Here is a 26,018-nt window from a genome sequence, read left to right as displayed (position 1 = left end):
GGTGGGCGGCGTCGCGGATGATGGTGCGGACCGGCCCCGCGGCAGGGGGCGGCGTACGAGGGGGACGGGGGTGGGCCGCGTGGACAGCGAGTGGCTTCGGAGGTTCGCCGTTCCCGGCGGAGACTCCGCGACGGCGGGCGGCACCGCCCTGGTGTGCTTCCCGCACGCCGGCGGCGCGGCGAGCGCCTACGTGCCGCTGGCCCGGGCGCTCGCACCGGCGGTCCCGGTGCTGGCCGTGCAGTATCCCGGCCGCCAGGACCGCGGACACGAGCGTCCGCTCGACGACATCGGGGAACTGGCCGACGCCCTCGCCGCCGAGGTGCGGCGCGCGGTGGAGGGCCCGTACGCCTTCTTCGGGCACAGCATGGGCGCGACCCTCGCCTACGAGACCGCCAGACGGCTGCGGGCGGACGGACGGCCCGGCCCCCGCCACCTGTTCCTCTCCGCCCGGCGGGCACCCTCCCCGGACCCCGGTCCGCGCGACCGGCCGCTCACCGACGCCGACGTGATGGCGTCGGTACGGCGGCTGGGCGGGACGCCCCCGGCGGTCCTGGACGACCCGGAGCTGCGGGAGATGGTGATGCCCGCGCTGCGCGCCGACTACCGGGCGGTCGGGAGGTACGCGTGGCGGCCGGGGCCCCCGCTGGACGTGCCGATCGGGGTGTTCGTCGGCGACGCCGACCCGGTGGTGACCGTGGAACAGGCCGCCGCCTGGCGGGACTTCACCACCGCGCCCACCACTCTGGAGGTCTTCCGGGGCGGCCACTTCTACCTCGACCGGCACCTGCCGGCCGTCGCCCGGTCCCTGACCGCCGCCCTGGCGGCGCCGGCCGCATTCTCTTCCTCGGAATCCGGGCGCACCTGACGAAGGGTCACGGAGAATCCCGCGGGCCGATTTCCGGGCCTTTCCCCTGCTGTAGCCTGCGGATATGGACAAGAAATCAGCGACCTTACTGGTCGAGAAGTACATCGCGATGTGGAACGAGACGGACCGCGAACTCCGGCGCGCCCTGGTCGCCGAGGTCTTCACCCCGGAGGGCACCTACACCGACCCGGTGGCGGACGCCGCCGGGCACGCGGCCGTCGACGCCTACCTGGCGTCGGCCCAGCAGAACTTCCGGGGCATGAGCTTCACCTTCGGCACCGTCCTGGCCCACCACGACGCCGTGCACTTCACCTGGCGGGTCGGCCCGGCCGACGGGGCACCGGTGGCCAGCGGCTCCGACGTCGCCTGGGTGGCGGAGGACGGCCGGATCGGCCGGCTGTACGGCTTCTTCGACGGCTTCTGAGAGACGGCGGACGGGAAATCGACCGCGTCCGCGCCGCCGGAACGAACGCCGTTCCGAACGATTGCCGGCGGTTTTCCCCATCGGCCATCGGCACGCAGGGGAAATCGGCCACGGCCCATTCGCCCCCTTCATTCCCGTGACATCCGCGGAAATCCGATCCGGACGGTGCCGGCGGGAACCGGGCGCCGGGCCGGGGCCGCGGGTCAGCGGGTGCGCGCCGGCTCGCCGCGCAGCGGCCACAGCGGGTCGACGACGGCGTCCGGGTCGCCCTTGCGCCGCAGGAAGTCCTGGAAGTTCTCGGCCCAGGCGCGGTACCAGCCGATCTGCCGCTCGTGCAGTTCGGCCGGGGCGAGGGCGGCCACCTGCGGGTGGCGGTCGGCTATCGCGAGGGCGACCCGGACGGCGGCGAGGGCGTCGGCGGAGGCCTGGTGGGCGCTGGTGAGCTCCACGCCGTACTCGCCGCAGACCGCTTCCAGGGTGCGCTTGCCGCGCCGGTAGCGGTCGACGGCCCGGTCGATGGTGTACGGGTCGATGACGGGGCCGATGCCGGCGCCGCCCAGCCGCTCGGCGAGCGAGGGCAGGCCGTGCCGGCGCAGCTCGGCGGAGAGCAGGGTGAGGTCGAAGGAGGCGTTGTACGCCACGACGGGGACGCCCTGGGCCCAGTAGCCGGTCAGGGTCTCGGCGACCTCGTCGGCGACCTCGCGGACCGGGCGGCCCTCGGCGGCGGCGCGCTCGTCGCCGATGCCGTGGATGGCCGTGGCCTGCTCGGGGATGGGGACGCCGGGGTCGGCGAGCCAGTCCCGCTGGCGGCTCACCGCGCCGCGGTGGACGCCGACGACCGACGCGGTGACGATGCGGGATTCGAACGGGTCCGTACCCGTCGTCTCCAGGTCGAAGCCGACCAGTGGTTCCCCATGCCAGGCCATCGGGTCCTCCTTACGTGATCTCCCCCGTGGGTGCTGCCACCCTCGCACGCGCCACTGACAACGTCGCCTCGGGGGGCGGGGCCGGGGCTCAGGAAACGGGGCGGGAGTCGAGCCAGACGGACTCGAACTCCTCCCGGTAGGTCTCGAAGAGTCCGTGGTCCGCGTCACGTCCCGGGAGGTCCTGGCGGACGACGGTCCGGCCGCCGCCGCGCAGCACCAGGACGGGCGCCTCCATGCCGCGGGCCCTGCGGAGGTAGGACTGGACGACGCCGACGCCGTCGGGGCCGTCGCCGTCGACGAGGTAGGCGGTGAAGCGGGGGGTCTCGTCGAAGACGTGGATCTGGAAGGCGTCGGGGTCGCGCAGTCTGGAGCGGACCCGGCGCATGTGCAGGATGTTCATCTCGACGGAGCGGCTCAGCTCGCCCTTGCGGATGCCGAGCTCCCGCTCGCGGCGCTTGACGGCGCTGCTGGCGGGGTTGAGGAAGAGGAGGCGTATCCGGCAGCCGGACTCGGCGAGGCGGACCATGCGGCGGCCGGAGAAGTTCTGCACGAGCAGGTTCAGGCCTATGCCGGTGGCGTCGAGGCGGCGGGCGCCGCCGAAGAGGTCCTCGGCGGGCAGCTGGCGCTGGAGCCGGACGCGGTCGGGGTGGACGGAGACCACGTCGGCGTACCGGTCGCCGACGAGGTCCTCGACGGCGTCGACGGGGAGCCGGTCGGCGGAGGGGACGCCGGCGCCGCTGCCGAGGATCTCCAGGATGCGGGCGGAGGCCCGTTCGGCCTGGGCGAGGACGGTGGGCGAGAGGGCCCGGTTGCGGGAGACGACGTTGCGGGTCACCTCCAGCTCGTCGAGGGCGAGCTCGACCTCGCGGCGGTCGTCGAAGTAGGGCTCGAAGCAGGGCCAGTGCTGCACCATCAGCTCGCGGAGCTGGGGCAGGGTGAGGAAGGAGAGGACGTTGTCGTCGGCGGGGTCGAGGAGGTAGCCCTTGCGGCGGGAGACCTCGCGGACGGCGACGGCCCGGCGGACCCATTCCTGGCCGGCCGGGCCGGCCGCGGCGACGACCCACTCGTCGCCGTGGACGGGCTCGTAGACGGGCCTGAGGACGGCGGCGACGACGGCCCGCATCCGCTGCTCGACGAGGTTGAGCCAGATGTAGGCGCGGCCGGCGCGCTGGGCGCGGGTGCGGACCTCGCTCCACGCCTCTGCGCCCCAGTCGAGCTCGGCGCCGATCTCGACGGGGCGGGCCACCTGGACCGCGCCGGGGGGCGCGGCCTGGCCCGTGGGGAGGATCACCGTGGGCGGCGCCTCCCCGGGGTCGGCCGGTCCCCCCTCGTGACCCGCGTCACCTGGGGGCAGCTCAAGACCTCCCGAGCCCACCCGCGCACCGCCTTCTGCTCCGGACCCTCGTACCGATTCTTCCGACAAGATCAAGGAAGGGTACTCCGCGAGCGGGAGGCGGTGCAGCAGGATCGGTCGGCGGCTTGCTCAACCGCTGGTGTCAGGCTGTCCGTTCTGCGAGGCGAGATCGGGCGGAGTGAGGGGATTCATAGCGGTTACGTCCCTGGGGGCGAGCTGGAAGCCCTGCCAGTGGACGGGCATGGGCTGCTGGTCCTCGTCCCGGGCGATGTGGTGGAACCCGATGTTGACCCACACGGACGGTTTGGTCAGAGTCTCCCCGTTGACCCATTTGTCCACGCTGTCACCGGCGTTGGCCGGGCAGTTGCCGATGTTGTTGCTGGCGTACTGCTCGCAGGCGCGGGACTGGGTGAAGTAGACGTCGTGCTTCGTGAAGCCGCGGCCGGCGTGGGTGTCGGTGTGGCCGGGGACGATCTCGTAGCTGCGGGCGTGGCCGTCGGCGTTCTTGCCGGTGCCGCTGACCACCCGCCACCAGCGCATGTTCTTCGCGTCGCCGGCGAGCTCCTTGGTGACGGCGGTGCGCCTGGTCCTCACCGTGGGGCTGCCGTCGCCGGTGGGCGGGGTGACGGTGGAGTCGTACTGCTCGATGCGGTCCTTGCCGCCGTCGAGGCCGAAGTCGAGCTTCCAGAAGACGTTGTGGGCGTGGCTGGTGGCGTAGCCGCGGGCCCCCTTGCCGAGGGGCCAGCCGCGGCCGTCGGTGGCGTTGTAGTCGACGGGCGAGAGGCTGCCGGTGGCGCCGACGTTGGCGCCGATCGTGCCGTCGGCGGCGAAGCGCCATTCGGAGATGTACTCGTACCAGCCGACCTTGTTGACGGTGTAGACGAGCAGGTCCTTGGCCTGGGCCTGGTAGACGCCGGAGCCGCTGTCGCTGGCCATCCGGTAGGCGTGGCCGCGGGCCCGGGTGGTGGTGCACAGGCCCTTGACGGTGCCGACCTCGGGGACCTTGACGGTGGAGAGGGTGCCGCCGGGGCATTCGGCGGGCTTGAGGTCCTGGAGGCCCCAGCCGAAGCCGGCGCCGGTGAGGTCGTCGTACTCGGCGCCGCCGTCGTCGTAGGGCACGTGGATCTGGGCGAGCCGGGCGGTGGTGAGGACCCGGACGGGGGCGCCGCCGGGCGGCCGGTAGGTGACCCGGTCGAGGATCAGGCCGGCGTCGGTGCTGTAGCGCCAGCACATGTCCCAGGACGCGCCGCCGTCGAGCTTCCGGGTGATGCGGTACGCGGGCGAGCAGGCGGGCGAGAAGGACGGGAGGGGCCGGGCCGCGGGGGAGGACCCGGGGGCCGGCGGGGTGGGTGCGGCGGGTGCGGCGGCCGCGGTCGCGGTGCCGAGGAAGGCGGTGGCGGCGAGGGCGGCGAGGATCCCCCTGGCTCGCCGGTGGTGCCGGTCGGTCATGCGGGCGTGCTCCTTGCGTACGGGCCCCCGCGGGCGGGGGCGGGTGGCGGAACGGCGGGCGGCGGTGGTCAGCCGACGCGGACGACGTTCTTCGCGGAGAGGTCGACGATCAGGTTCCGGGTGTCGATCCAGGGGCCGTTGCGCACCTTGGTGACGAGCCGGACGCAGCGGTGCTCGCCGCAGCGGGAGAGCGCCCCGGGGACGTTCCTCTCCCGGTGGGTGCGGTAGACGTCGCCGTTGAACCAGAGCTGGTCGGGGCTCTCGAGTTCGCCGCCGGTGGCGTCCCGGTAGTCCTCCCTGACGCCCTTGCCGAGGGGGCTCGCGAGGATCAGGCCGAGGGCGGCGCGCAGCTCCTCGGGATGGGCGGAGGGCTGCACCCCGCGGCTGGTGGCGGTGGACTCGACCCTGCCGGTGGTCAGGTCGACGGTCCGGGTGACGAGTTCGTCGCGGGCGTAGTCGTAGAAGCGGACCTGGGCGCGGCGCTCGTCCTCCCGGCCGGGGAGCGGGTCGGCGAGTTCGGTGCCGAGGTGCTGCGGCCGGCCGCGGTCGCCGTCGACGTCCTGCCGGGCGGCGGTGTCGGACGGGCCGAGGGCGAGCGTCCGGGCCCGGTCCAGTTCGGCGTCGGTGAGCGGATCGGTGCCGGTGCCCCGGTCGCCCTCGGCGGCGGCCGGGGCGACGGTGGCGGGGGCGAGCGCGGCGGCCCCCCGGCCGCCCGTTCCCTCCGCGCCCCCGGCGCCGTCCGTCCCCCGGGCGCCGGACGGCGCTCCGGCCGCGGACGCGCCGGACGCTCCGGCCCCTCCGGCGGCGCGGCCGGAGGGGGTGTCCTCCGCCCCTGCCGTGCCCGGCAGGCTGATCGCGACCGCGACGGCGGTCCCGGTCACCGCCATGGCCGCTCCGGCCACCACCTTCCCCAGGTGGCGGCGCACTATTTCGTACACATTTCCCCCTCTATCCCCCTCTTGGTCTGCGGTCACCCGGTAGGACGGGGCGAAATCCCGGGAGGTTGCGCCTCTTTCGGGCAGGATCTGGCCGAAGAGCACCCCCGTACCCGGACAGAAGAGGAAGATTCCATCCATGCAGGTCTGGCCGGGACAGGCGTACCCCCTGGGCGCCACCTACGACGGAGCGGGCACCAACTTCGCGGTCTTCTCGGAGGCGGCGCACCGCATCGAACTGTGTCTCATCGACGACGACGGCGCGGAGACGTCCGTCGAGCTGCGCGAGACGGACGCCTTCGTCCGGCACGCGTACCTGCCGGGCGTGATGCCCGGGCAGCGGTACGGCTTCCGGGTGCACGGACCGTACGCGCCGGAGCGCGGGCTGCGCTGCAATCCGGCGAAGCTCCTCCTCGATCCGTACGCGCGGGCCATGTCCGGCTCGATCGCGTGGGGCGAGGCGGTGTACGGCTACCCCTTCGGGCGGCCGGACGCGCGCAACGACGCGGACTCGGCGCCGCACACGATGACCTCGGTGGTGGTCAACCCCTACTTCGACTGGGGCGACGACCGGCGGCCGCGCACCGAGTACCACCACACGGTGATCTACGAGGCCCACGTGAAGGGCCTGACGATGCTCCATCCGGACCTCCCCGAGGAGCTGCGGGGCACCTACGCGGGGCTCGCGCACCCCTCGGTGATCGGGCACCTGAAGGAGCTCGGGGTCACGGCGCTGGAGCTGATGCCGGTCCACCAGTTCGTCCACGACCACCGGCTGGTGGACGCGGGGCTGTCGAACTACTGGGGCTACAACACGATCGGCTTCTTCGCCCCGCACAACGCCTACGCCTCCTGGGGCGACCGGGGCCAGCAGGTGCTGGAGTTCAAGTCGGCGGTGCGGGCGCTGCACCAGGCCGGCATCGAGGTCATCCTCGACGTCGTCTACAACCACACGGCCGAGGGCAACCACCTGGGCCCGACGCTCTCCTTCCGCGGCCTGGACAACCCCTCGTACTACCGGCTCGCCGACGACCCCCGCTACTACATGGACACCACCGGCACCGGGAACTCGCTGCTCATGCGGTCCCCGCACGTGCTCCAGATGATCATGGACAGCCTGCGGTACTGGGTGACCGAGATGCACGTGGACGGCTTCCGCTTCGACCTGGCGGCCACCCTGGCCCGGCAGTTCCACGAGGTGGACCGGCTGTCGTCCTTCTTCGACCTGGTGCAGCAGGACCCGGTGGTGAGCCAGGTGAAGCTGATCGCCGAGCCGTGGGACGTCGGCGAGGGCGGCTACCAGGTGGGCAACTTCCCGCCGCTGTGGACCGAGTGGAACGGCAAGTACCGGGACTGCGTGCGGGACCTGTGGCGGGGCGAGCCGCGCACGCTGGCCGAGTTCGCCTCCCGGCTCACCGGCTCCTCCGACCTGTACCAGGACGACGGCCGGCGCCCGCTCGCCTCGGTCAACTTCGTGACCTGCCACGACGGTTTCACCCTGCGCGACCTCGTGTCGTACAACGAGAAGCACAACGAGGCGAACGGCGAGGGCAACCGGGACGGCGAGAGCCACAACCGGTCGTGGAACTGCGGCGCGGAGGGCGAGACCGACGACGTCGGGATCAACGAGCTCCGGGCCCGCCAGATGCGCAACTTCCTCGCCACGCTGATGCTGTCGCAGGGCGTGCCGATGCTGAGCCACGGCGACGAGTTCGGGCGGACCCAGGAGGGCAACAACAACGCCTACTGCCAGGACGGCGAGCTGTCCTGGGTGCGGTGGCCGAAGGAGAACAGCGAGGCCGAGGCGACCCTGCTGCGCTTCACCCGGGCGATGGTGCGGCTCCGCCGCGAGCACCCGGTCTTCCGGCGGCGCCGCTTCTTCCACGGCCGGCCGGTGGAGGGCACCCACGACGAGCTGACCGACATCGCCTGGTTCACCCCGGAGGGCGAGGAGATGACGGCCCGCGACTGGCAGGCCGCCCACGCCCGCGCGCTGACCGTCTTCCTCAACGGCAACGCGATCTCCGAACCGGGCACCCAGGGCGAGCGGATCGCCGACGACTCCTTCCTGCTGATGTTCAACGCCTCCTCGCAGGAGCTGGAGTTCGCGGTGCCGGACAGCCACGGCCGGTGCTGGCGGACGGTGGTGGACACCGCCGAGCCGGAGGGGATGCCGCCGCGGGAAGGGCCGGAGATCGCGGCGGGCGAGCGCGTCACCCTCGCGCCGCTGAGCCTGACGGTGCTGCGCCGTCCGGCGTGACCGCTCCGCGCGGCGCCCCCGCGCGGACGGTCCGCACCGTCCAGGAGAGCGCCGCGCAGGCCACGGCCGCCCCCACCGCCACCGCGAAGGCGGCGGGGGCGCCGTGCCGTTCGGCCAGCCGTCCGGAGAGCGCCAGGGCGAGGGCCTGGCCGCCGACGATCCCGCTGGTGAGGAAGGCCATGGACTCGGCGAGCCGGCCGGCCGGGACGGCCCGCTCGGTCAGCGCGAAGACCGTGATGAGGTGCGGGGCGTAGGCGGAGCCGAGCACGGTCACCACCGCGTACAGGCCGGGCAGGGAGTCGACGGCGAGCAGCGGCAGGGAGAGCAGGACGAGCCCGGCGGTCGCGGCCCGCCAGCGGGCCGCGAGCCCGATCCGGGCGGGCAGGGCGGCGAGCGAGAGGCCGACGGCGGCGCTCATGACGCCCATCGCCGCGTAGACGAGCCCGGCCTGGGCGGGGGCGCCGAGGCCGGCGGTGAGGGCGGTGATCCCGGCCTGGGAGGCGCCGAACATGGCGCCCTGGAGGACCATCGTCACCCGGAGGGCGTAGGCGGAGGCGGGCAGCCGCGTCCGTTCGGCGGCGCCCGTACGGGTGGTCGACGCGCCAGCTCCGGTCGCGGCGGTGCGGGCGGTCGGATGGAGCGCGAAGCCGGTGCCGCAGACGGCGAGCAGCAGGGACGCGCCGAGCAGGGCGGCGCCCGGGTGGGCGAGGGCGGCGGCGAAGCCGACGAGGGCCGGGCCGAGGACGAACGACACCTCGTCGAGGGTGCCCTCGAAGGAGAGGACCGCGCCCACGGTCCGGTCGTCGGCCCCGGCGCGGCGGGCGAGCGCCACCGAGCGGGTCCGGGCCAGCGGCCCGATCTGCGGCACGGTCGCCCCGGCGAGCAGGGCCGACGGCACGAGGAGGGCGGCGGGGGCTTCGGCGACGGCGGCGAGGACCAGGACGGCGACGGCCACGGCGTTGGCGAGGGAGGCGGCGAGGACGGGGCCGCGCTGGCCGCGCCGGTCCGCGAGCCGGCCGAGGAGCGGGCCGGCGACGGTCTGCCCGGCGGCCAGCGCGCCTCCGGCGAGCCCCGCCGTGGCCAGCGAGCCGCTGGTCTGCGCGACCAGCAGCACGCTGCCGAGCTGGCACATCGCGGTGGGCAGCCGGCCGAGGAAGGAGAGGACGGGAAGGGTGGGGCCGAGCAGGGAGAGGGTGTCGCGGTACATCCGGTGGGGGCGCCTCCCGGCGGAGCTGGTGGACATCGGCCGAAAGTAACGTGATGCACCCGAACGGGTGCATCGGGCGATGACACGGAAGCTTCCGTACGGGGTACGTACGTTCGCATGACGTCCAACCGGTCCGCCCGCCCGTCGTCCCCCGCCGTCCCCACCGCCACCTACCGGCTCCAGCTCCAGCCCGCCTTCCCCTTCGCCGCCGCCGAGCGGGCCGTGCCCCACCTCGCCGGGCTCGGCGTCTCGCACCTGCACCTCTCCCCCGTCCTGGAGGCGGTGCCCGGCTCCCTCCACGGGTACGACGTCACCGACCACCGGTCGGTCCGGGCGGAGCTGGGGGGCGAGGCGGGGCTGCGGGCGCTGGCCGCGACGGCCCGTGCCCACGGCCTCGGCCTGGTGGTGGACCTGGTGCCCAACCACATGGCGGCCTCGCCCCGGCACAACCACGCGCTGCGGGAGGTGCTGCGGCACGGTCCCGACTCGCCGTACGGCCGCTGGTTCGACATCGAGTGGGACGCCGGCGACGGGCGGGTGCTGCTGCCCGTGCTGCCCGCCCGGCTGCCCGAGGTGCGGGACCGGCTTCGGGTCGAGGACGGCGTCCTGCGCCTGGACGAGCAGGAGTTCCCGCTCCGCGAGGGCACCGAGGGGCTGCCGCTCGACGCGCTCCTGGACGCCCAGTGGTACCGGCTCGGCTGGTGGCGGCTCGCCCGCACCGAGCTGGACTACCGGCGCTTCTTCACCGTCTCGGACCTCATCGGGGTGCGGGTGGAGGACCCGGAGGTCTTCGCCGGGAGCCACGCGAAGATCCTGGAGCTGGTCGCCGACGGGGTGATCGAGGGGCTGCGCATCGACCACCCGGACGGGCTCGCCGACCCCCAGGGCTACCTGGAGCGGCTGGCGGCGGCGACCGGCGGCCGGTGCTGGACGGTGGTCGAGAAGATCCTCACCGGTGACGAGACGCTGCCGGACGACTGGCCGGTGGCGGGCACCACCGGGTACGACGCCCTGCGGCTGGTCGACGGCGTCCTCACCGACGCCGCGGGGGCCGACGAACTCGCTTCCCTCTACCGGGAGTTCACCGGGCGCTCCGCCGACCGGGGCGGCGACTGGGAGGCGACCGCCCTGCGCGCCGCGTACGAGGTGGTGCGGCACGACCTGGCGGCGGAGACGGCCGCGCTGACCCGGGCGGCGGTGCGGCTCTGCGCCGCCGACCCGGCCCTGCGGGACCACGCGCCCTGGGCGCTGCGGACGGCGATCGAGGAACTCCTCGTCCGCGTCCCGGTCTACCGGCCCTACCGGACCGGCGCCGAGCGGGTGCTCACCGCCGAGGCGGCCCGGGGCGCCCGGGCCGCGTTCGCGGTGCCGGAGGAGGCCGCCGCCGTGGACACCGTCCGGGGGCTCCTCCTCGGCACGCTCGGCGACTCCCCCGGACACCGGGCGCTGCGGGCCCGGTTCGCGCAGACCTCCTCGGCGCTGCGGGCCAAGTCCACCGAGGACACCGCCTTCTACCGGTACGCCCCGCTGCTCTCGGCCAACGAGGTCGGCGGCGACCCGGGCCGGCCGGCCGTCGCCGTCGCGGAGTTCCACGCCGCCTGCGCCCGGCTCGCCCGCGACTGGCCGGCCACCGGCACGGTCCTCACCACCCACGACACCAAGCGCAGCGCGGACGTGCGGGCCGCGATCGCGGTCCTGGCGCAGTGCCCGGAGGTGTGGGCGGGGCTGCTGTCCGAGACCGCCTCGGTGCCGGCGCCGGACCCGCACCTCGCCTGGACGGCCTGGCAGACCGCCTTCGGCTTCGGCGCGCCGGACCCGGAGCGGATCGGGCCCGCCGTCCTCAAGGCCGTGCGGGAGGAGGGGCTGCGGACCTCGTGGACCGAGCAGGACCCGGCGTACGAGCGGGCGGTGGCCGACTTCGTGGCGGCCGGGCCCGGGCGGGTGCCGCTGCGGGCCGCGTCCGAGGCGGCGTTCGCCCTGGAGCCGCACGTCCGGGCCCAGGCGGACGGCGCGGCGCTGGTCCAGCTGACCATGCCGGGGGTGCCGGAGCTGTACCAGAACACCGAGCGGGAGTACCGGGCACTGGTCGACCCCGACAACCGGGCGCCGTTCGCGCCGGGCCCGGACGACGGGCGGACCACGCTGGTCCGGGCGGCGCTGCGGCTGCGCCGGGAGCGCCCGGAGGTCTTCGGTCCCGGCTCCACGTACGAGCCGCTGACCGCCGGGGGGCCGGCCGCCGCGCACTGCCTGGCCTTCGCCCGCTCCGGCGAGGTGGTCACCGCGGTGACCCGGCTGTCGCTGCGGCTCGCGGAGGCGGGCGGCTGGCGGGACACCGAGCTGGTGCTGCCGGACGGGCGGTGGGCCGACGTCCTGGACGGGGTGCGGGAGTTCACCGGCGGCGCGGCGAGCGAGCTGAAGCTGGCGGAGCTGTTCGCCGACCGTCCGGTCGCCCTCCTCGCCCGGATCCCGGACTGACCGCATACTGGGCGGTACCGCGCCCGGCGATCGAAGGGGGAGACATGACGCTGTGGGTGTTCTTCGGAGTCCTGGGGGGACTCGTCGTACTCCTGACGGCGGTGCTGCTGCGCCGCGGCGGGTCCCGCACGGACAACGCGGAGGGGCTGCGCATCGAGGAGCGGGCGCGCGCCCGGGCCGCGCACGACCGGGTGTCGTACAACGCCCGCTCGGTGCACAACGGCCCGCCGAACCAGAGCGACGCCTACCAGCGGCGCCGCTGAGGGAGGCGGCGGGGCGGCGCGGCCCGTCGGACCGCGCCGCCCCGCTCCCGCCCGCCGGTCAGATGCGGCCGGCGCGCGTGACCTCGCACTTGGTGTACTCGGAGCCGTCGCCGGTGCCCGGGTACGGGGTGGTGAGTTCGGTGCTGACGGAGGCGCCGGCCGTGACCGCGATGCCGGTCTTGACGGCCGTCGCGGGGGTGGCGCCGCTGCCGGTGAACTTCATCGTGACGCTGTAGTCGTAGTCGAGCGCGCCGTCGTTCTTCACCGTGATCTTCGCGGTGAGCTTCTTCGTCGCCGCGTCGTAGGCGCACTTGTCGATGGTCACGTCGCGGGCGGCCTTGTCGGCGCTGCCACCGCCGCCGGGCAGCGAGCCGCCCGAACTCGCGTTGCTGTCGTTGTCGTTGTCGCTGTGGCTGCCGCTGCCGCCGGAGGTGGAACCGGAGCTGGAGCTGGAGCCGGAGCTGCTGTTGTCGCAGCCGCCGCCGTGCGAACCGCGGGCACCGGTGAGGGCGAAGACGGCGATGCCGAAGACGGCGATCGCGCGGGCATGACGAAGCTTCACGTGTTTCATTCCCCGTTGGACTTGGCTCAGATGAACGGCTCGTTTGACGAGCGCACGTCACCCTAGCAGCGGGGCGGAGCGGTCCGTCTCAGCCGTTCGGCCGGACGACGAGCGCGCGCGGGGCGCGGGTGATCAGACCGGTCGGCTCCGGACGGAAGCCGTCCGCCAGGCGCAGCCGGGGCATCTCCCCGAAGAGCGCGCGGAGCGCGTACTCCGCCTCCAGGCCGGCCAGGATCACCGCGGGGCAGAAGCCGGAGCCGTACGTGAGCTGGCCCGGGTCGTCCCGGAGCGGGTCGAAGCGGTCCGGCTCGCGGAAGCGCTCGGGGTCCCGGCCCGCCGCCCCGACGAGCAGCGCGACCGAGGAGCCGCCCGGCAGGAGGCCGCCGCTCACCCGCACGTCCTCCCGGGTGCGCCGGACGGCGATCTGCACCGGCGGGTCGCGGCGCAGCGACTCCGTCCACGCCCGGGCCACCAGGGCCGCCGGGGCGTCGCGCAGGGCGGCGGTCAGGTCGGGGTCGGCGAGGACGTTGCCGAGGAAGGAGGCGAGCGCCTTCTCCCGTACGGCGATCTGGCCGCCGCACTCCCCGGCGAGCGCCGTCGCGGCCCGGCCCCTGACCAGCCGCATCATGTCCCGGTAGGGGACGCCGACGGCGGCGGCGACGGTGCCCGCGGGCAGCCAGTGGCAGAAGTCGGCGACCAGGTCGGCCCGCGGGCGGGCGGCGATGCGGCGGGCCAGGACGTAGGCGGTGCGTTCCGTGACGGCCCGCAGCGCGGCGAGGTCCACGTCGGCGTGGGCGCGGGCGCAGGGCGGGTCGCCGGGCCGGTGGCCGTGGGTGAAGCGGGGGTCGGTGAGGGCGGTGGCCACGTCCGCGTACCGGCTGAGCACCCAGGCGCGCAGCAGCGGGTCGTAGGTGAGCGGGAACTCCTCGCGCAGCCGGCGGTGCACGGGGTGCGGGTCGAGGGCGGCGCCCGGGTCCAGCGGGCTGGGGGCGACGGTCCGTCCGCCGGGCGGCGCGGGCGGCGCCGCGGCCGGGTCGGCGACGGGCCGCACCCGGCCGGGGGCGGTGGCGGCGCGCCCGGCGGGGGCCATGACGGGCAGCCGCCGCCAGGGGTCGTCCACGCCGGGGGCCTCGTCGGGTCCCGTCCCGGGGTTCGGCTCGTCGCGCATCGCGCCCCCTGTCGTTCGGCCGGTTCGCCTCGTCGGCGGTGCTTGCCGCGGCCGGGATCCTGGCGCGCGTCCCCCCAGCCCACCATCCCGCACCCGCGGCCGCCCGCCGCGTACGGCCGAACGGGTGAGGGGGCACCGCGCCGACCTCGGAGGATCCGCCGCCGGGAGGGAGGGGCCGGTCAGTCGAGGGAGAGCCGGAAGCTCATCTCGCCGAAGCCGACGACGTCGCCGGCGCGGACCACGACCGCGCCGGTGACCCGGCGGCCGTTGACGGTGGTGCCGTTGGTGGAGCCGAGGTCCCGCAGCACCCAGAGGCCGCCCTGGAGGGAGAGTTCGGCGTGCAGGCGGGAGGCCGTCTCGTGGCTGAGCCGCAGCCCGTTCACCGGGTCGCGCCCGATGCGCAGCGGGTACGGCCCCGGCTGCGGCAGCAGCAGCTTCGGGAGCCGCTCGGAGTGCCAGGCCCTGCCGATGCGCGCGGTGAACGCCGACACGCGCTCGACCGCGCCCACCACCCGCCGGGTCCAGGTGCCCTCGCCGCGCAGGTCGGCGGTGAGCACGGCGAGTTCGTCGGGGCGGCGGGCCTGGAGGGCCCGCTCCATCCGGAAGAGGAAGGTGTCGTGCGAGAGACGGCCCTGCGCCGCGCCCTCCCGGAGCAGGCCCAGCGCGCGGTCCCGCTCGGCGTCGGTCAGCCGGGGGGCGTGCGCCGGGGGCTCGTACGGGGTCGGGGTCGTCACACGGTGATTGTCCGGGTGTCCGGGCCGGACTGTCCAGAAGCCCCCTGTACCGGGCCTGTACCAGCTCCGCCCGCCCGCCCCGGAGCCGTACCGCCGCCCCGCGAACGGCCGGGCCGGGCGCGCACCGGCCGCGCCGCCCGGGGCGCCGGGTCGGAGTGCCGAGCCGGGGTGCCGGGTCGGAGTGCCGAGCCGGGGTGCCGGGTCGGGGTGCCGGGTCGGGGTGCCGGACCGGCCCCGGGAGCTTATTGCCGCGCCCGCGCCGGAAGATCACTGCTACGGTCTGCGGGCTTCGACCGACCGTACCCCCGGGGGGAACCACCGCATGACCGACGACCTCGTCGTCCGCCCGCTCGCCGGGCCCGAGGAGCTGGACCTGTTCCTCGGCCTCAGCTACACCCTCGACCACGAACTCGCCGACGACCTCGGCGCCGGCCGCCGCCGCCCCGACTGGCTGTGGGTGGCCCTCCGCGACGGCCGGCTGCTCGGCCGGATCGCCTGGTGGACCGGCGAGGACGGGGGCGCGCCGCTCGTCCTCGACTTCTTCGACCTCGACCCGGAGCTCCCGGCGGACGAGGCGGCGGAGGTGGGCCGGCGGCTGCTGGCCACCGCCCTGCCCGCCGTCGTGCCGGCGGGCACCGTGCCGCCGGAGTACACCCGCTACCTGCCCGCCGACTGGCGCGAGGTCCCGGAGACCCGCGACCGGGTGGAGCTGCTGTTCTCCCTGCTGGCGGAGACGGGCGCCCGGCCGCTGGTCGAGCGGCTGCGCCTGGAGTGGCTGCCCGGCACCCCGGTCGCGGAGCCGACGGGCCGGCTGGCCTTCCGCCCGGTGCGGGACCGCGAGGACCTGGTCGGCCTGATGACGCCGGTGATGGAAGGCACGCTCGACGCGCACGGCCGGGCCGACCTCGCCGGGGGGCTGACCCCGCGGGAGGCCGCCGAGCGGCACCACGACGAGGAGTTCGCGCACTACGCCTCGCCGCGCGCGTGGTGGCGGGTGGCCGAACTCCCGGACACCGGCGAGCCGGTCGGCTTCGTCGTCCCGGCCCGCAACCACTACAACCCGATCATCGCCTACCTCGGCGTGCTCCCCGCCCACCGTGGCCGCGGGTACGCCGACGAGATCCTCGCCGAGGGCACCCGGATCCTCGCGGACGCCGGGATGCCCCGGATCCGCGCCGCGACCGACCTGGGGAACGCCCCGATGGCGGCTGCCTTCGCCCGCGCCGGGTACGTGAACTTCCAGCGCCAGGTCGACCACGTGTGGGACGCGCCGGGCGCGTCGCGGTCCTGACTGCCAGGATGGGACCGAGGTAGCCGACCGTACCGACGTCTGCGAGGAGAACCGCCGTGCTCTTCGAGGTCTGGGCGCCGCACGCCCGCGACCGGGTGACCCTGGAGCTGAACGGCACCGGGCACCCCCTCGACCGGGACCCCCTGAGGGACGGCTGGTGGACCGGCACCGTGCCGGCCGCCGACGGCGACCGGTACGGCTTCCGCCTCGACGGGGGGCCCGTCCTGCCCGACCCGCGCGGCCGCAGGCTGCCGGACGGGCCGGACGGGCTCAGCGCCGTCGTCGACCACGCGGCCCACACCTGGCTCCACGAGCCGCCCCGGCTGCGGCTGCGGAGCGCGGTCCTGTACGAGCTGCACGTCGGCACCTTCACCCCGGAGGGCACCCTCGACGCGGCCGCCGCCCGGCTCGGGGAGCTCGCCGGGCTCGGCGTCACCCACGTGGAACTGATGCCGCTCTGCCCGTTCCCCGGGGTGAACGGCTGGGGGTACGACGGGGTGGCCCCCTGGGCGGTGCACGAGCCGTACGGCGGGCCCGCGGCGCTGAAGCGCTTCACGGACGCCGCGCACGGGCTCGGCATGGGCGTGGTCCTCGACGTGGTCCACAACCACCTGGGCCCCTCCGGCAACCACCTCCCGCCCTACGGGCCGTACTTCACCGACACCCACCACACCCCGTGGGGCGCGGCGGTGAACCTGGACGCGCCCGGCTCGGACGAGGTGCGGGCGTACTTCCTCGGCAGCGCGCTCGCCTGGCTGAGGGACTACCGGATCGACGGACTGCGGCTCGACGCGGTGCACGCCCTCGCCGACGACCGGGCCCTCACCTTCCTGGAGGAACTCTCCGCCGCCGTCGACGAGCTGGCGAAGGAGCAGGGCCGCCAGCACTTCCTGATCGCCGAGTCCGACCTGGCCGACCCGCGCACCACGACGCCGCGCGAGCTCGGCGGCCTCGGCCTGCACGCGCAGTGGAACGACGACTTCCACCACGCCCTGCACACGGCGCTGACCGGTGAGTCGCAGGGCTACTACGCGGACTTCGCGCGCGCCCCGATGGCGGCGCTCGCCAAGACCCTCACCCGGGTCTTCTTCCACGACGGCACCTGGTCGTCCTTCCGGGGCCGGCACCACGGCCGCCCGGTCGACCGGGAGCGCACCCCGGCCCACCGCTTCCTGGGCTACGCCCAGACCCACGACCAGATCGGCAACCGGGCGCTGGGGGACCGCCTTTCGGCCTCCCTCTCCCCCGGCCTGCTGGCCTGCGCGGCGGCGCTCGTCCTCACCGGACCGTCGGTGCCGATGCTCTTCATGGGCGAGGAGTGGGGCGCCCGCACCCCCTGGCAGTACTTCACCGACCACACCGACCCCGAGCTGGCGGAGGCCGTACGGCGGGGCAGGCGGCGGGAGTTCGCGTCGCACGGCTGGGACGAGGACGAGGTGCCCGACCCGCAGGACCCGGCGACCCGCGACCGCTCGGTCCTCGACCGCGCGGAGCGCGAACGCGACCCGCACCGCCGGATCCTCGCCTGGCACCGCGAGCTGATCGCCCTGCGCCGCACCCTGCCGGACCTCACCGACCCGGACCTCGGCGGCGTGCGGGTCGCCTTCGACGAGGAGGCCCGCTGGCTGGTCTTCCGGCGCGGTGACGTCCGGGTGGCGGTCAACCTGGGCGAGGAGCCGGCGGCGATCCCGCTGGGCTCCAACGGCCGCGACCGGGTGCTCGCCGCCTGGGAGCCGACCGAGGCGCCCGGCCGGGACGGGCTCCTGCGCCTCGGCGGCGAGTCGGCGGTGGTCCTCGCCGACGGGTAGCCGGCCGCTACTCGACGACGGCCATCTCGTGCGGGGTGGCGTTGAAGCGGCGGCCGGTGCCGTCCTCGGTCATGGTCACGATGTCCTCGATGCGGACGCCGAAGCGGCCCGGCAGGTAGACGCCCGGCTCGATCGAGAAGCACATGCCGGGGACGACGGGCCGCTCCTCGCCCTCGATCATGTAGGGCGGTTCGTGGGTGGTGACGCCGATGCCGTGGCCGGTGCGGTGGATGAAGTACTCGCCGTACCCGGCGTCCGTGATGACCTTCCGGGCCGCGCGGTCCACGTCCTGGCAGGCGATGCCGGACCTCACGGCCTCGAAGCCGGCCTGCTGGGCCTCGCGGACGAGGTCGTGGACCCGGCGCTCCTCGTCGGTCGGCTCGCCGACGTGGACGGTGCGGGTGGTGTCGGAGCCGTAGCCGTGCTTGAGCCCGCCGAAGTCGAGGACGACCATGTCGCCGCGCTCGATGACCCGTTCGCCGGCCTCGTGGTGCGGGTTGGCGCCGTTGGGGCCCGAGCCGACGACGGTGAAGTCGACCTGGGAGTGGCCGAAGTCCATGAGCAGCCGGGCCAGGTCGGCGGCGACCTCGGTCTCCCGGCGGCCCGCGAAGCGGACCTTGAGGATCTCCTCGTACGCCCGGTCGGCGGCGGCCCCCGCGGCGGCGACGCGGGCCAGCTCGTGCGCGTCCTTCACCGCCCGCAGCATCGGCAGGGCCTCGGTGAGGGAGACGTACGAGGTGGACGGCAGGGCCTGCTGGAGGCCGAGCAGGTGCATCGCCCAGGCGTTGTCGCTGACGCCGAAGCGCCCGTCGACGTCCAGCAGGGGCGCGGTGACGGCGTACGGGTCCTTGCCGTCGGTCCAGTCGCGGAGGGTGAGCGCGGGCGCGCCGACGGCCTTCTCCGCGTCGGGGGCCTCCAGGGTGGGGACGACGAGGACCGGGTCCTGGCCGGGGGCGAGGACGAGGACGGTGAGGCGCTCGGTGATCGCGGTCGGCTGGTAGCCGGTGAGGTAGACCAGGTCGGGTCCGGGGGCGACGAGCACCCCGGCGAGACCGGCGTCGGCGGCGGAGGCGGCCGCCCGGTCCATCCGGGCCCGGTAGTCGTCGGCGGTGAAGGGGGCGGGGACGTCGCCGGGGGCTTCGGCGGGGGCGCTCGGCATGGGGTCTCCTTCGCGGGGCGCGGACGGTCGTCCTCCAGCATCCTGCCCGTCCGGCCCGGGCGCCGCGACCGCTCGGCGGCCCCTCAGCGCGGCCCCGGCCCCTGGGCGATCAGCCGTTCGAGCAGGTCCTGGAAGTCGTCGCCGACGACGATCCGCAGCTCGCCGCGCTCCTCGTCGTGCTCGCTGAGCTGGGTGAGCGTGCCGCCCCGCCACCAGAAGACGTAGGGGCTGATGGCGCCCGGCGTGTCCTCGTACTCGGAGGCGGCGAAGGAGGCCATCGCGCCGAGCGCCGGGATGATCGTGGTGTCCCGGATGGGGTGGAAGGCGATCTGGTGCCGGAAGGGCAGGGCGACCAGGGCGCCGTGCTCGCCGAGGGGCAGTCCGGTGACCCGCTGGGCCAGGGCGTCGAGGTCGAGGACGCGGCTGGCGGTGTAGAAGGAGTCGCCGACGACGACCTCGAAGGACATGCCGTCGGCGTCCCGGACGGTCTCGTGCTCCTCGACGGGCAGCCCGCGCAGGTTCTTCAGCGCGCGGGCGCGCAGCTGCGCGGGGTCGCCGAGCCGGTCGAGGGCGTCGTCGGTGAGCATCATGACGCTCTCGGGCAGGTCGAGCGCCAGCACCTCGTACAGGCCGGGCGCGAGGGTGCGGGCGTAGCCGAAGGCGCCGGGATCGATGCCCTCGCCGTTGACGACCCGGGGGTAGAGCTGGGCGCGGATCTGGTCCGGCGGCAGCGTGTCGAGGGCCGAGGGGCCGTCCAGGGTGCGCACCACCAGGGTGACGTGACGGCGGATCAGCTCGGGCCAGACGCGGGGCCCGCGCCGGTCGCGGTGGCAGACGGCGGCGAGGTTGCCGAGGCCGAAGCGGCGGTGCCGGTCGTCCTGGACGGAGGAGGCGTAGACGGTGACCTCCAGGCCGAGTTCGGCGAAGGCCTCGCGGACGGTGGCACGGAAGAGCGCGGCCTCGCGCTCGGAGAAGTAGGCGAACTCCGGGTCCCTCGGCGCGTCCTCGCCGTCCCGCCTGGGCCTCCTGCGCAGCCACCCCACGTCGCCCGCCTTCCGTCGCCGTTGCGTTCAGCCTAGCGAGTGGGGCGGGCCGCCCACCGGCCCCCCGGCGAAGTCGGCCCCCCGGCGGAGCCGGCCGCCGGGCGGAGCGCGGTCAGGAGCCGTCGGGCGCGGTGAGGAGGGCGCGGGCGTAGTGGGCGAGGGAGCGGTTGTAGCGGGGCAGCAGCGGGGCGAGCGCGCCGAGGGCCAGCGAGGCGGCCTCCCGGTCGCGGCCGGTGTCGGCGAGCGCGAGCGCGAGGAAGGCGTCCACGGCCGGGGCGAGCGCCCGTTCGTCGGCGTCGAGCCGCTCGGCGGGCAGGTCCCGCTCGGCGGTGAGCAGTTCCACGCTCCGGTCGGGCCGGCCGAGGTTCCGCAGGCTGCTCGCCAGCTGGATGACGGCCCGCCGTCGGCGCAGCCCGCCCAGTCCGAGGTCGAGGGCCCGCCGGTAGTACCGGACGGCTTCCACGGGCAGCCCGGTGGAGTCGTGCGCGGCCCCCAGTTCGAACACGGCGGCGGCGTCCTCGTCGCCCCGCTCCCCGGCGAGCGCCGCGATCCGCTCCCGGAACTCCTCGGGGCCGTACGCGTCGATCCGCTCCCAGAGAGCGGCGACCCGCTCCTCCCACCCGCTGCCCGTGCCCGCCTCGTCGTTCATGCCGCCACCCTACTCACCGGCCGGAAACCGCTCCACGGACGGCGGTCGGGGTGGCGGCCGGAGCAGCCGTCGGAGCGGCGGCGGAACGGCTGTCAGTCGCCCCCGCCCCCGCCGCCGTCACCGCCTCCGCCGCCGGAGTCCCCGCCGCCGTCACCGCCGCCGGAGTCGCCGCCCGCGCCTCCGTCGGAGCCCCAGCCGTCACCGCCGCCGGACTCGTTGTCGGCGCCGGAGAAGCCGAGGTTGCTGAACCAGGGGCGGCCCCAGTCGGTGTCCATGGCGGCGGGTTCGAAGCCCTCCCGGGGGCGCCACTGGGCGGGGAAGCGGGCGAGGCCCGTGGTGTCGCCGAGCCCGAAGGCGGTGGCGAAGGCGTGGGCCATGACGGCGTCGAGCGGGTCGACGGTCTCCAGGGCCACGGGGGCCAGCGGCAGCAGGAGCTCGCCGGCGCCGGGCGCCTCGCGGCGGCGCGGCGGGCGGGCCAGGAGCGCGACCCTGCGGCCGTCGCGGAGCAGCCAGGAGCCGGTGGCGCCGTACCGGCGCAGTTCCCACCGCTGTCCGGGGAGTTCCGCCTCGACCGCGCTCTTGGACCTGCGCAGCTTCCGGTGCGTCAGGCGGAGCTCGGCTGCGGTGCCGCCGACCGTGAGCGTGAGGCCGCGGGAGGGGTCGGGCTCGTCGGGGTGGAAGCCGTACGGCGCCCGTATCCGGACGGCGGGCGCGCCCGGGCCCCAGACGTCGACGCGGACCAGCCGCCGGTCCACGGCGACGGTGACGTCCCCGGCCGGGCCGGGCGCGGTGCGGCGGGCCAGCCACAGCGGCACGTCCTCGGCGGCGGCGCGGCGGCGCAGCTCCTCGACCCGCGCGGGGCCGCCGCTCAGCCGCACCGCCAGCTCGCCCAGTCCCCGGGCGAAGTCGGCGGCGCGGCGCACCTTGACCGGGGTGGTGGTGCCGGAGGCCCGGACGACGGGCACGACGCCGGGGCCCTCCTCCAGCCGGTCCAGCGGCCGCTCGGACCCGCCGCCGCCGAGCCACCGCCCGCGCAGGTACGCCTCGGCCGTCGCGGCCAGGTTCAGCTCGCCGAGCGGGGTGGACCGGCCGCCCCGCCGCAGCTCCCGCTCCGTCAGGCGCACCGTCCGGGCCAGTGGGTTCCACGACTGTTCGTCGTAGAGGACTTCGCTCACGTCTCCCCCTGCTGTCTGTCGTCCTGGTGTCGTCGCGGACGTGACGGCCGCGCCCCGTGGTGACCGGCCGGTCAGCCCATGTTCACCACGCGGTCGGCGCGGTCGCGGTTGCGGGCGATCAGGCGGGCGTTGGCCTCGTCGGAGCGGGCCACCCACGCCTCGGCCTCGGGGCCGGGGCGGCCGAAGGCGACGTGCCGGGCGACCAGGCGGGGGACGCGGAGGCGGTCGGGGAGGTCGAGGTACCAGACCTCGTCGAGGAGCGGGCGGACGGCTGCCCAGCCGTCGGCGTCGTGGAGGAGGTAGTTGCCCTCGGTGACGACGAGCGGGGTGCCGGGCGGGACGGGGATCGCGCCGGCGACCGGTTCCTCCAGGGCGCGGTCGAAGGCGGGGGCGTGGACGACGGTGCCGGGTTCCGGGTCGCGCAGGCGGGCGAGGAGGGCGGCGTACCCGGCGGCGTCGAAGGTGTCGGGGGCGCCCTTGCGGTCGGCCCGGCCGAGCCGGGCCAGTTCGGCGCCGGCCAGGTGGAAGCCGTCCATGGGCACCAGGACCGCCGTCCCGTCGAGCCGCTCGACGAGGCGGGCGGCGAGGGTGGACTTCCCGGCCCCCGGCGGCCCCGCGAGTCCCAGGATCCGCCGCCGGCCGGAGAGGGCGAGCTCCCGCGCGCGGCCGGCCAGGTCCTCGAACTCCCGTGCGTCCATGCGGGGCATTGTCCCACCGGGGCGGGCGGCCCGGCGGCTCCGCCCCTCGTGCCACCCCTCCCCCGACCCTCGTGCCGACCCTCGCCGTGTCGAGGGTCGGCACCGCGCCGACGCGGGTCCGCGCGGGTGGGTTCCCGCCCTTTCCGCGTATTACGTTGGGGTTATGCCGTCCATCGCACTCGTCACCCTCGTCGTCCGTGACTACGACGAGGCCATCGCCTTCTACACCGACGCCCTCGGCTTCGCCCTCGTCGAGGACACCGACCGGGGCAACGGCACCCGCTGGGTCGTCGTCCGGCCGCGGGGCGCCGGCGGCGTCGGCGGGCTCGGCAACGCCGGGCTGCTGCTCGCCCGCCCCAGGAACGACGAGGAGGAGGCCGCCGTCGGCAACCAGACCGGCGGCCGGGTCGGCTTCTTCCTCCACACCGAGGACTTCGCCCGCGACCACGCGCGGATGACGGCCGCCGGGGTGAAGTTCCTGGAGGAGCCGCGGCACGAGCCGTACGGCTCCGTCGCCGTCTTCGAGGACCTGTACGGCAACTGCTGGGACCTCCTCCAGCCGGCGGAGGTCACCTCCGGCGCCCCCGCGGACGACGCGGCGGACGCCGCCTGAAATTCGCTGTCGGCCGGACGGGGCGGCTCCCTAGACTCGCGGCACCGCGCACCACCGGGTGTGCGGTGCCGTTTCCGTGCCCGACCGATCCGAGGGGAGCCGACCGTGCGTCATCCGTACGCCGCCGTCGCCGCCTCCCCCCGCGCCCGCCGCCGGTACGACGTGATCCTCGCCTCTCCCTCCTGCCGGTGACGGCTGCGCGCCCGTCACCGCAGGCCCGCCGACGCACGTCCGCGTCCGGGAATCGCGCTGCCCCGTTCCCCGGTACAGCAGCGAAAGGCACGACACCGTGCGCGTCTCCCAGCACCCCCGCGTCCGCAACCTCGGCATCCTCGCCCACGTCGACGCGGGCAAGACCACCGTCACCGAGCGGATCCTGTTCCTGACCGGCGCCGTCCACAAGCGGGGCGAGGTCCACGACGGCACCACCGTCACCGACTTCGACCCGCAGGAGCGGGAGCGGGGCATCACCATCTCCGCCGCCGCCGTCAGCTGCTCGTGGGCGGACCACCGGATCACCCTCATCGACACGCCCGGCCACGTCGACTTCTCCGACGAGGTCGAGCGCGCGCTCCGCGTCCTCGACGGGGCCGTGGCCGTCTTCGACGCGGTCGCGGGCGTCGAGCCGCAGAGCGAGACGGTGTGGCGGCAGGCCGACCGGCACGGCGTGCCCCGGATCGCCTTCGTCAACAAGATGGACCGGGCGGGCGCCGACCTCGACACGACGGTCGCGTCGATCCGCTCCCGCCTCGGCGCCGTCGCGCTCCCCGTCCAGCTGCCCGTCGGGCGCGAGGACGGCTTCCGGGGCGTGGTGGACCTGGTCCGGACGCGGGCGTACGTGTGGGACGGCGGCGTCCTCGCCGAGACCGACGTGCCCGCCGGGCTGCGGGACGAGGCGGTGCGCCGCAGGCGGGAGCTGGAGGAGCGGGTGGCGGAGCTGCACCCCGGGGCCCTGGAGGAGTTCTGCGCGGACGGCGCCCTCTCCGACGGGACGCTCGCCCGGGCGCTGCGCGCGCTCACCCTGGCCGGCACCGCCGTGGTGGTGCTGTGCGGCTCGGCGTACCGCGACCGGGGGGTGGAACCGCTCCTGGACGCGATCGTCGCCTATCTGCCCGCCCCCGCCGACCGGCCCCCGGTCGGCGGCGGGGAGCGGGCGTCCGACCCGCACGCGCCGCTCGTCGCGCTCGCCTTCAAGGTGCACGCGGCGCCCACCGGCCGCATGACCTACGTCCGCGTCTACGCGGGAACGCTCGGGAAGGGGGACACCGTGCTCGACACCGCGACCGGACGGACGGAGCGGATCTCGCGCGTGCTGCGGGTGCAGGCCGACCGGACGGAGGAGCTGCCCGCCGGGTCCGCCGGGGAGATCGTCGCCGTGGTCGGTCCGAAGGCCGTCCGCGCCGGGGCCACCCTGTGCCCCCCGGACGCGCCGGTGGTCCTCGAACCGCCGGTGACCGCCGACCCGGTGGTCTCGGTGGCCGTGGAGGCGCGCCGGAGCACGGACACCGGCCGGCTGGCGGCCGGGCTCGCCCGGCTCGCCGAGGAGGACCCGTCGCTGGTGGTGCGGACCGACCCGGAGACGGGCCAGACCGTGCTGTCGGGCCTCGGCGAGCTGCACCTGGAGGTCGCCGTGGAGCGGCTGCGGCGCGAGCGCGACCTGGAGGTCGCGGTGGGGCGTCCGCAGGTCGCGTACCGCGAGACGGTGGTGGAGGGCGTCACCGGCCTGCTCCACCGGCACGTCAAACAGGAGGGCGGCGCGGGCCAGTTCGCCCACGTGGTCCTCGACGTCCAGCCCCTCGAAGGGCGCGAGGGGGAGGAGGAGTTCGCGTTCGCCTCGACGGTGACGGGCGGGCGGGTGCCGCAGGAGTACGTCCGGGCGGTCGAGGCCGGCTGCCGGGACGCGCTCGCCGACGGCCCGCTCGGCGGGCACCCGGTGACGGGCGTCCGGGTCACGCTCACGGACGGCGCCACGCACCCGAAGGACTCCTCGGAGCTCGCGTTCCGCACGGCGGGCCGCGCCGCGCTGCGGGAGGCCCTGCGGGCGAGCGTGCTGACGCTCCTGGAGCCGGTGGCCGAGGTGACGGTCACCGTCCCCGCCGAGTCCGTCGGCGGGGTCCTCGGCGACCTCGCGGCCCGCCGGGGCCGGGTCACGGACTCGCGGGTCAGGGGCGGTACGTCGGTGGTGACGGCGACGGTCCCGCTGGCCGAGCTGTTCGGCTACGCGACCCGTCTCCGCAGCCGCACCCAGGGCCGCGGCACCTTCGCCACCCGCCCGTCCGGCTACGAGCCCGTGAGGGGCTGAGCACGGGGCCCGGTCCCGTACGGCCGGCGACGGCCGTGAGGGACCGGGCCGCCGGGCCGGCGCCCGCGCGCCGGCCCGGCGGGGACGCGGCCGCCCGCGGCGTCCGCGCCCCCGGGCCGTCCTAGTAGCCCAGGTCCTTCTGCTCGGTGATCAGGCGGCCGGCGATGTGCAGGTTCCCGTCGGAGTCGAGCACCGCGATGATCTTCTTCGTGGAGCCGTGGTGGGTCGTGAAGTAGATCTTGTCCGCCTCCTGGGAGGTGGAGTGGTTCGTGTTCACGGACAGCTCGATGCTCACCGGAGAGCTGATGAGCACGTCCTTCTTCGGCGAGTTCGGGTAGACCTGGTTCGGTCGCAGCGTGACCCGGCCGTGGGTGTCCCCCTCGTCCCAGTCCGACGCCACGCCGAGGTCGATGTCAGCCATGCGATGTCCCCTCCGGTTCCGGTGGAAGAACTCCGTGGCCCGGACCGTCACAGGACGCCCCGAACCGAGCACAGAACCTACGCAGCTCGTTCACACGACGACATCGCTCCGCGTGAATATGACTGGATTCCCACCCGGTTCGTCGCGAATCGACACCCTCGGCACCAGACCTGGTGAAACGCCCGAAAAGCGTCTGGACACGCCTCGTGACGGCCGGGGCGGAGGGACGGCCGCGGC

23 protein-coding genes are annotated in these 26,018 nt (G+C 75.4%); 9 read left to right on the top strand and 14 right to left on the bottom strand.

Going from position 1 to position 26,018, the window contains the following annotated elements; genetic code table 11:
* Positions 1-79: 79 nt before the first annotated feature.
* Complete coding sequence (locus ACFW6A_RS26890; RefSeq protein WP_351849559.1) at positions 80-865, top strand: alpha/beta fold hydrolase; 786 nt, start codon at positions 80-82, stop codon at positions 863-865.
* A 64-nt stretch (positions 866-929) separates the two neighbouring features.
* Entirely contained in the window at positions 930-1,289 is a 360-nt protein-coding gene (locus ACFW6A_RS26885; protein ID WP_351849558.1) for a nuclear transport factor 2 family protein, read from the top strand.
* Positions 1,290-1,492: 203 nt separating this feature from the next.
* Here the strand turns inward: ACFW6A_RS26885 and ACFW6A_RS26880 are convergent, their stop codons facing one another.
* The 4 genes from ACFW6A_RS26880 to ACFW6A_RS26865 form a co-directional block, all read right to left on the bottom strand.
* Complete coding sequence (locus tag ACFW6A_RS26880; RefSeq protein ID WP_351849556.1) at positions 1,493-2,215, bottom strand: 3'-5' exonuclease; 723 nt, start codon at positions 2,213-2,215, stop codon at positions 1,493-1,495.
* Between the two features lie 88 nt (positions 2,216-2,303).
* Positions 2,304-3,590 carry an SAV2148 family HEPN domain-containing protein gene (locus ACFW6A_RS26875; RefSeq protein ID WP_351849555.1) on the bottom strand — a complete coding sequence of 429 codons (1,287 nt, stop codon included), beginning with the start codon at positions 3,588-3,590 and terminating at the stop codon, positions 2,304-2,306.
* Positions 3,591-3,698: 108 nt separating this feature from the next.
* A complete protein-coding gene (locus ACFW6A_RS26870; protein WP_351849554.1) occupies positions 3,699-5,018 on the bottom strand; it encodes a copper amine oxidase in 1,320 nt (439 codons plus the stop codon).
* Between the two features lie 68 nt (positions 5,019-5,086).
* Positions 5,087-5,956 (bottom strand): Tat pathway signal sequence domain protein, encoded by an 870-nt coding sequence (locus ACFW6A_RS26865; protein WP_386643511.1) that lies wholly within the window; start codon positions 5,954-5,956, stop codon positions 5,087-5,089.
* 136 nt (positions 5,957-6,092) lie between these two features.
* Here ACFW6A_RS26865 and glgX point away from each other — a divergent pair, with 136 nt between their 5' ends.
* On the top strand, positions 6,093-8,213 hold the full coding sequence (gene glgX / locus ACFW6A_RS26860; RefSeq protein ID WP_351849551.1) for a glycogen debranching protein GlgX: 2,121 nt from the start codon (positions 6,093-6,095) through the stop codon (positions 8,211-8,213).
* On the opposite strand, the gene ACFW6A_RS26855 is transcribed toward glgX, so the two are convergent.
* Entirely contained in the window at positions 8,167-9,456 is a 1,290-nt protein-coding gene (locus ACFW6A_RS26855) for an MFS transporter (protein ID WP_386643508.1), read from the bottom strand. The two genes, glgX and ACFW6A_RS26855, sit on opposite strands and share 47 nt — an antisense overlap.
* Positions 9,457-9,537: 81 nt before the next feature.
* On the opposite strand from ACFW6A_RS26855, the gene treY reads away from it, so the two are divergent.
* On the top strand, positions 9,538-11,895 hold the full coding sequence (gene treY / locus ACFW6A_RS26850) for a malto-oligosyltrehalose synthase (protein ID WP_386643505.1): 2,358 nt from the start codon (positions 9,538-9,540) through the stop codon (positions 11,893-11,895).
* Positions 11,896-11,939: 44 nt separating this feature from the next.
* Positions 11,940-12,158, top strand: coding sequence for a hypothetical protein (locus tag ACFW6A_RS26845; protein WP_386643502.1), 219 nt, complete (start codon positions 11,940-11,942; stop codon positions 12,156-12,158).
* A gap of 58 nt (positions 12,159-12,216) precedes the next feature.
* Here ACFW6A_RS26845 and ACFW6A_RS26840 read toward each other — a convergent pair whose 3' ends face one another.
* From ACFW6A_RS26840 to ACFW6A_RS26830, 3 genes are all read right to left on the bottom strand, one after another.
* Positions 12,217-12,729, bottom strand: coding sequence for a hypothetical protein (locus ACFW6A_RS26840; protein WP_386643499.1), 513 nt, complete (start codon positions 12,727-12,729; stop codon positions 12,217-12,219).
* Positions 12,730-12,808: 79 nt separating this feature from the next.
* Entirely contained in the window at positions 12,809-13,888 is a 1,080-nt protein-coding gene (locus ACFW6A_RS26835) for a cytochrome P450 (protein WP_386643496.1), read from the bottom strand.
* A 179-nt stretch (positions 13,889-14,067) separates the two neighbouring features.
* On the bottom strand, positions 14,068-14,622 hold the full coding sequence (locus tag ACFW6A_RS26830; protein ID WP_351849542.1) for a DUF1707 and FHA domain-containing protein: 555 nt from the start codon (positions 14,620-14,622) through the stop codon (positions 14,068-14,070).
* A 322-nt stretch (positions 14,623-14,944) separates the two neighbouring features.
* Here ACFW6A_RS26830 and ACFW6A_RS26825 point away from each other — a divergent pair, with 322 nt between their 5' ends.
* Together ACFW6A_RS26825 and treZ are read left to right on the top strand one after the other, a co-directional pair.
* The gene (locus ACFW6A_RS26825) at positions 14,945-15,913 is read left to right on the top strand and encodes a GNAT family N-acetyltransferase (RefSeq protein ID WP_351849540.1); all 969 of its coding nucleotides are present in this window, start codon (positions 14,945-14,947) and stop codon (positions 15,911-15,913) included.
* A 56-nt stretch (positions 15,914-15,969) separates the two neighbouring features.
* Positions 15,970-17,721 carry a malto-oligosyltrehalose trehalohydrolase gene (treZ, locus tag ACFW6A_RS26820; RefSeq protein ID WP_386643491.1) on the top strand — a complete coding sequence of 584 codons (1,752 nt, stop codon included), beginning with the start codon at positions 15,970-15,972 and terminating at the stop codon, positions 17,719-17,721.
* Between the two features lie 7 nt (positions 17,722-17,728).
* On the opposite strand, the gene ACFW6A_RS26815 is transcribed toward treZ, so the two are convergent.
* The 5 genes from ACFW6A_RS26815 to ACFW6A_RS26795 form a co-directional block, all read right to left on the bottom strand.
* Complete coding sequence (locus ACFW6A_RS26815) at positions 17,729-18,880, bottom strand: aminopeptidase P family protein (protein WP_386643487.1); 1,152 nt, start codon at positions 18,878-18,880, stop codon at positions 17,729-17,731.
* Positions 18,881-18,963: 83 nt separating this feature from the next.
* Positions 18,964-19,923 carry a hypothetical protein gene (locus ACFW6A_RS26810; RefSeq protein ID WP_351849534.1) on the bottom strand — a complete coding sequence of 320 codons (960 nt, stop codon included), beginning with the start codon at positions 19,921-19,923 and terminating at the stop codon, positions 18,964-18,966.
* A gap of 112 nt (positions 19,924-20,035) precedes the next feature.
* On the bottom strand, positions 20,036-20,572 hold the full coding sequence (locus tag ACFW6A_RS26805; protein WP_386479712.1) for a tetratricopeptide repeat protein: 537 nt from the start codon (positions 20,570-20,572) through the stop codon (positions 20,036-20,038).
* 92 nt (positions 20,573-20,664) lie between these two features.
* Entirely contained in the window at positions 20,665-21,747 is a 1,083-nt protein-coding gene (locus ACFW6A_RS26800; RefSeq protein ID WP_351849531.1) for a hypothetical protein, read from the bottom strand.
* A gap of 71 nt (positions 21,748-21,818) precedes the next feature.
* The gene (locus ACFW6A_RS26795) at positions 21,819-22,454 is read right to left on the bottom strand and encodes a nucleoside/nucleotide kinase family protein (RefSeq protein WP_351849530.1); all 636 of its coding nucleotides are present in this window, start codon (positions 22,452-22,454) and stop codon (positions 21,819-21,821) included.
* 154 nt (positions 22,455-22,608) lie between these two features.
* On the opposite strand from ACFW6A_RS26795, the gene ACFW6A_RS26790 reads away from it, so the two are divergent.
* Entirely contained in the window at positions 22,609-23,058 is a 450-nt protein-coding gene (locus ACFW6A_RS26790) for a VOC family protein (RefSeq protein WP_386643484.1), read from the top strand.
* A 289-nt stretch (positions 23,059-23,347) separates the two neighbouring features.
* Positions 23,348-25,360 carry an elongation factor G gene (gene fusA, locus ACFW6A_RS26785; protein ID WP_386643481.1) on the top strand — a complete coding sequence of 671 codons (2,013 nt, stop codon included), beginning with the start codon at positions 23,348-23,350 and terminating at the stop codon, positions 25,358-25,360.
* A gap of 121 nt (positions 25,361-25,481) precedes the next feature.
* On the opposite strand, the gene ACFW6A_RS26780 is transcribed toward fusA, so the two are convergent.
* A complete protein-coding gene (locus tag ACFW6A_RS26780) occupies positions 25,482-25,781 on the bottom strand; it encodes a DUF6342 family protein (protein WP_386479721.1) in 300 nt (99 codons plus the stop codon).
* Between the last annotated feature and the right edge of the window lie 237 nt (positions 25,782-26,018).

It is taken from the genome of Streptomyces sp. NPDC058758, assembly GCF_042746075.1.
Lineage (GTDB): Bacteria > Actinomycetota > Actinomycetes > Streptomycetales > Streptomycetaceae > Streptomyces.
This window is presented reverse-complemented; position numbering and strand designations above follow the sequence as displayed.

Excerpts from the sequence above, each read along its gene's own strand:
- glgX (WP_351849551.1), top strand. The coding sequence starts at position 6,093 with ATGCAGGTCTGGCCGGGACAGGCGTACCCCCTGGGCGCCACCTACGAC.
- ACFW6A_RS26845 (WP_386643502.1), top strand. The coding sequence starts at position 11,940 with ATGACGCTGTGGGTGTTCTTCGGAGTCCTGGGGGGACTCGTCGTACTC.
- ACFW6A_RS26885 (WP_351849558.1), top strand. The coding sequence starts at position 930 with ATGGACAAGAAATCAGCGACCTTACTGGTCGAGAAGTACATCGCGATG.
- ACFW6A_RS26805 (WP_386479712.1), bottom strand. The coding sequence starts at position 20,572 with ATGAACGACGAGGCGGGCACGGGCAGCGGGTGGGAGGAGCGGGTCGCC.
- ACFW6A_RS26815 (WP_386643487.1), bottom strand. The coding sequence starts at position 18,880 with ATGCCGAGCGCCCCCGCCGAAGCCCCCGGCGACGTCCCCGCCCCCTTC.
- ACFW6A_RS26780 (WP_386479721.1), bottom strand. The coding sequence starts at position 25,781 with ATGGCTGACATCGACCTCGGCGTGGCGTCGGACTGGGACGAGGGGGAC.
- ACFW6A_RS26840 (WP_386643499.1), bottom strand. The coding sequence starts at position 12,729 with ATGAAACACGTGAAGCTTCGTCATGCCCGCGCGATCGCCGTCTTCGGC.
- ACFW6A_RS26790 (WP_386643484.1), top strand. The coding sequence starts at position 22,609 with ATGCCGTCCATCGCACTCGTCACCCTCGTCGTCCGTGACTACGACGAG.
- ACFW6A_RS26825 (WP_351849540.1), top strand. The coding sequence starts at position 14,945 with ATGACCGACGACCTCGTCGTCCGCCCGCTCGCCGGGCCCGAGGAGCTG.
- ACFW6A_RS26880 (WP_351849556.1), bottom strand. The coding sequence starts at position 2,215 with ATGGCCTGGCATGGGGAACCACTGGTCGGCTTCGACCTGGAGACGACG.
- ACFW6A_RS26855 (WP_386643508.1), bottom strand. The coding sequence starts at position 9,456 with ATGTCCACCAGCTCCGCCGGGAGGCGCCCCCACCGGATGTACCGCGAC.
- ACFW6A_RS26835 (WP_386643496.1), bottom strand. The coding sequence starts at position 13,888 with ATGCGCGACGAGCCGAACCCCGGGACGGGACCCGACGAGGCCCCCGGC.
- ACFW6A_RS26870 (WP_351849554.1), bottom strand. The coding sequence starts at position 5,018 with ATGACCGACCGGCACCACCGGCGAGCCAGGGGGATCCTCGCCGCCCTC.
- treY (WP_386643505.1), top strand. The coding sequence starts at position 9,538 with ATGACGTCCAACCGGTCCGCCCGCCCGTCGTCCCCCGCCGTCCCCACC.
- ACFW6A_RS26795 (WP_351849530.1), bottom strand. The coding sequence starts at position 22,454 with ATGCCCCGCATGGACGCACGGGAGTTCGAGGACCTGGCCGGCCGCGCG.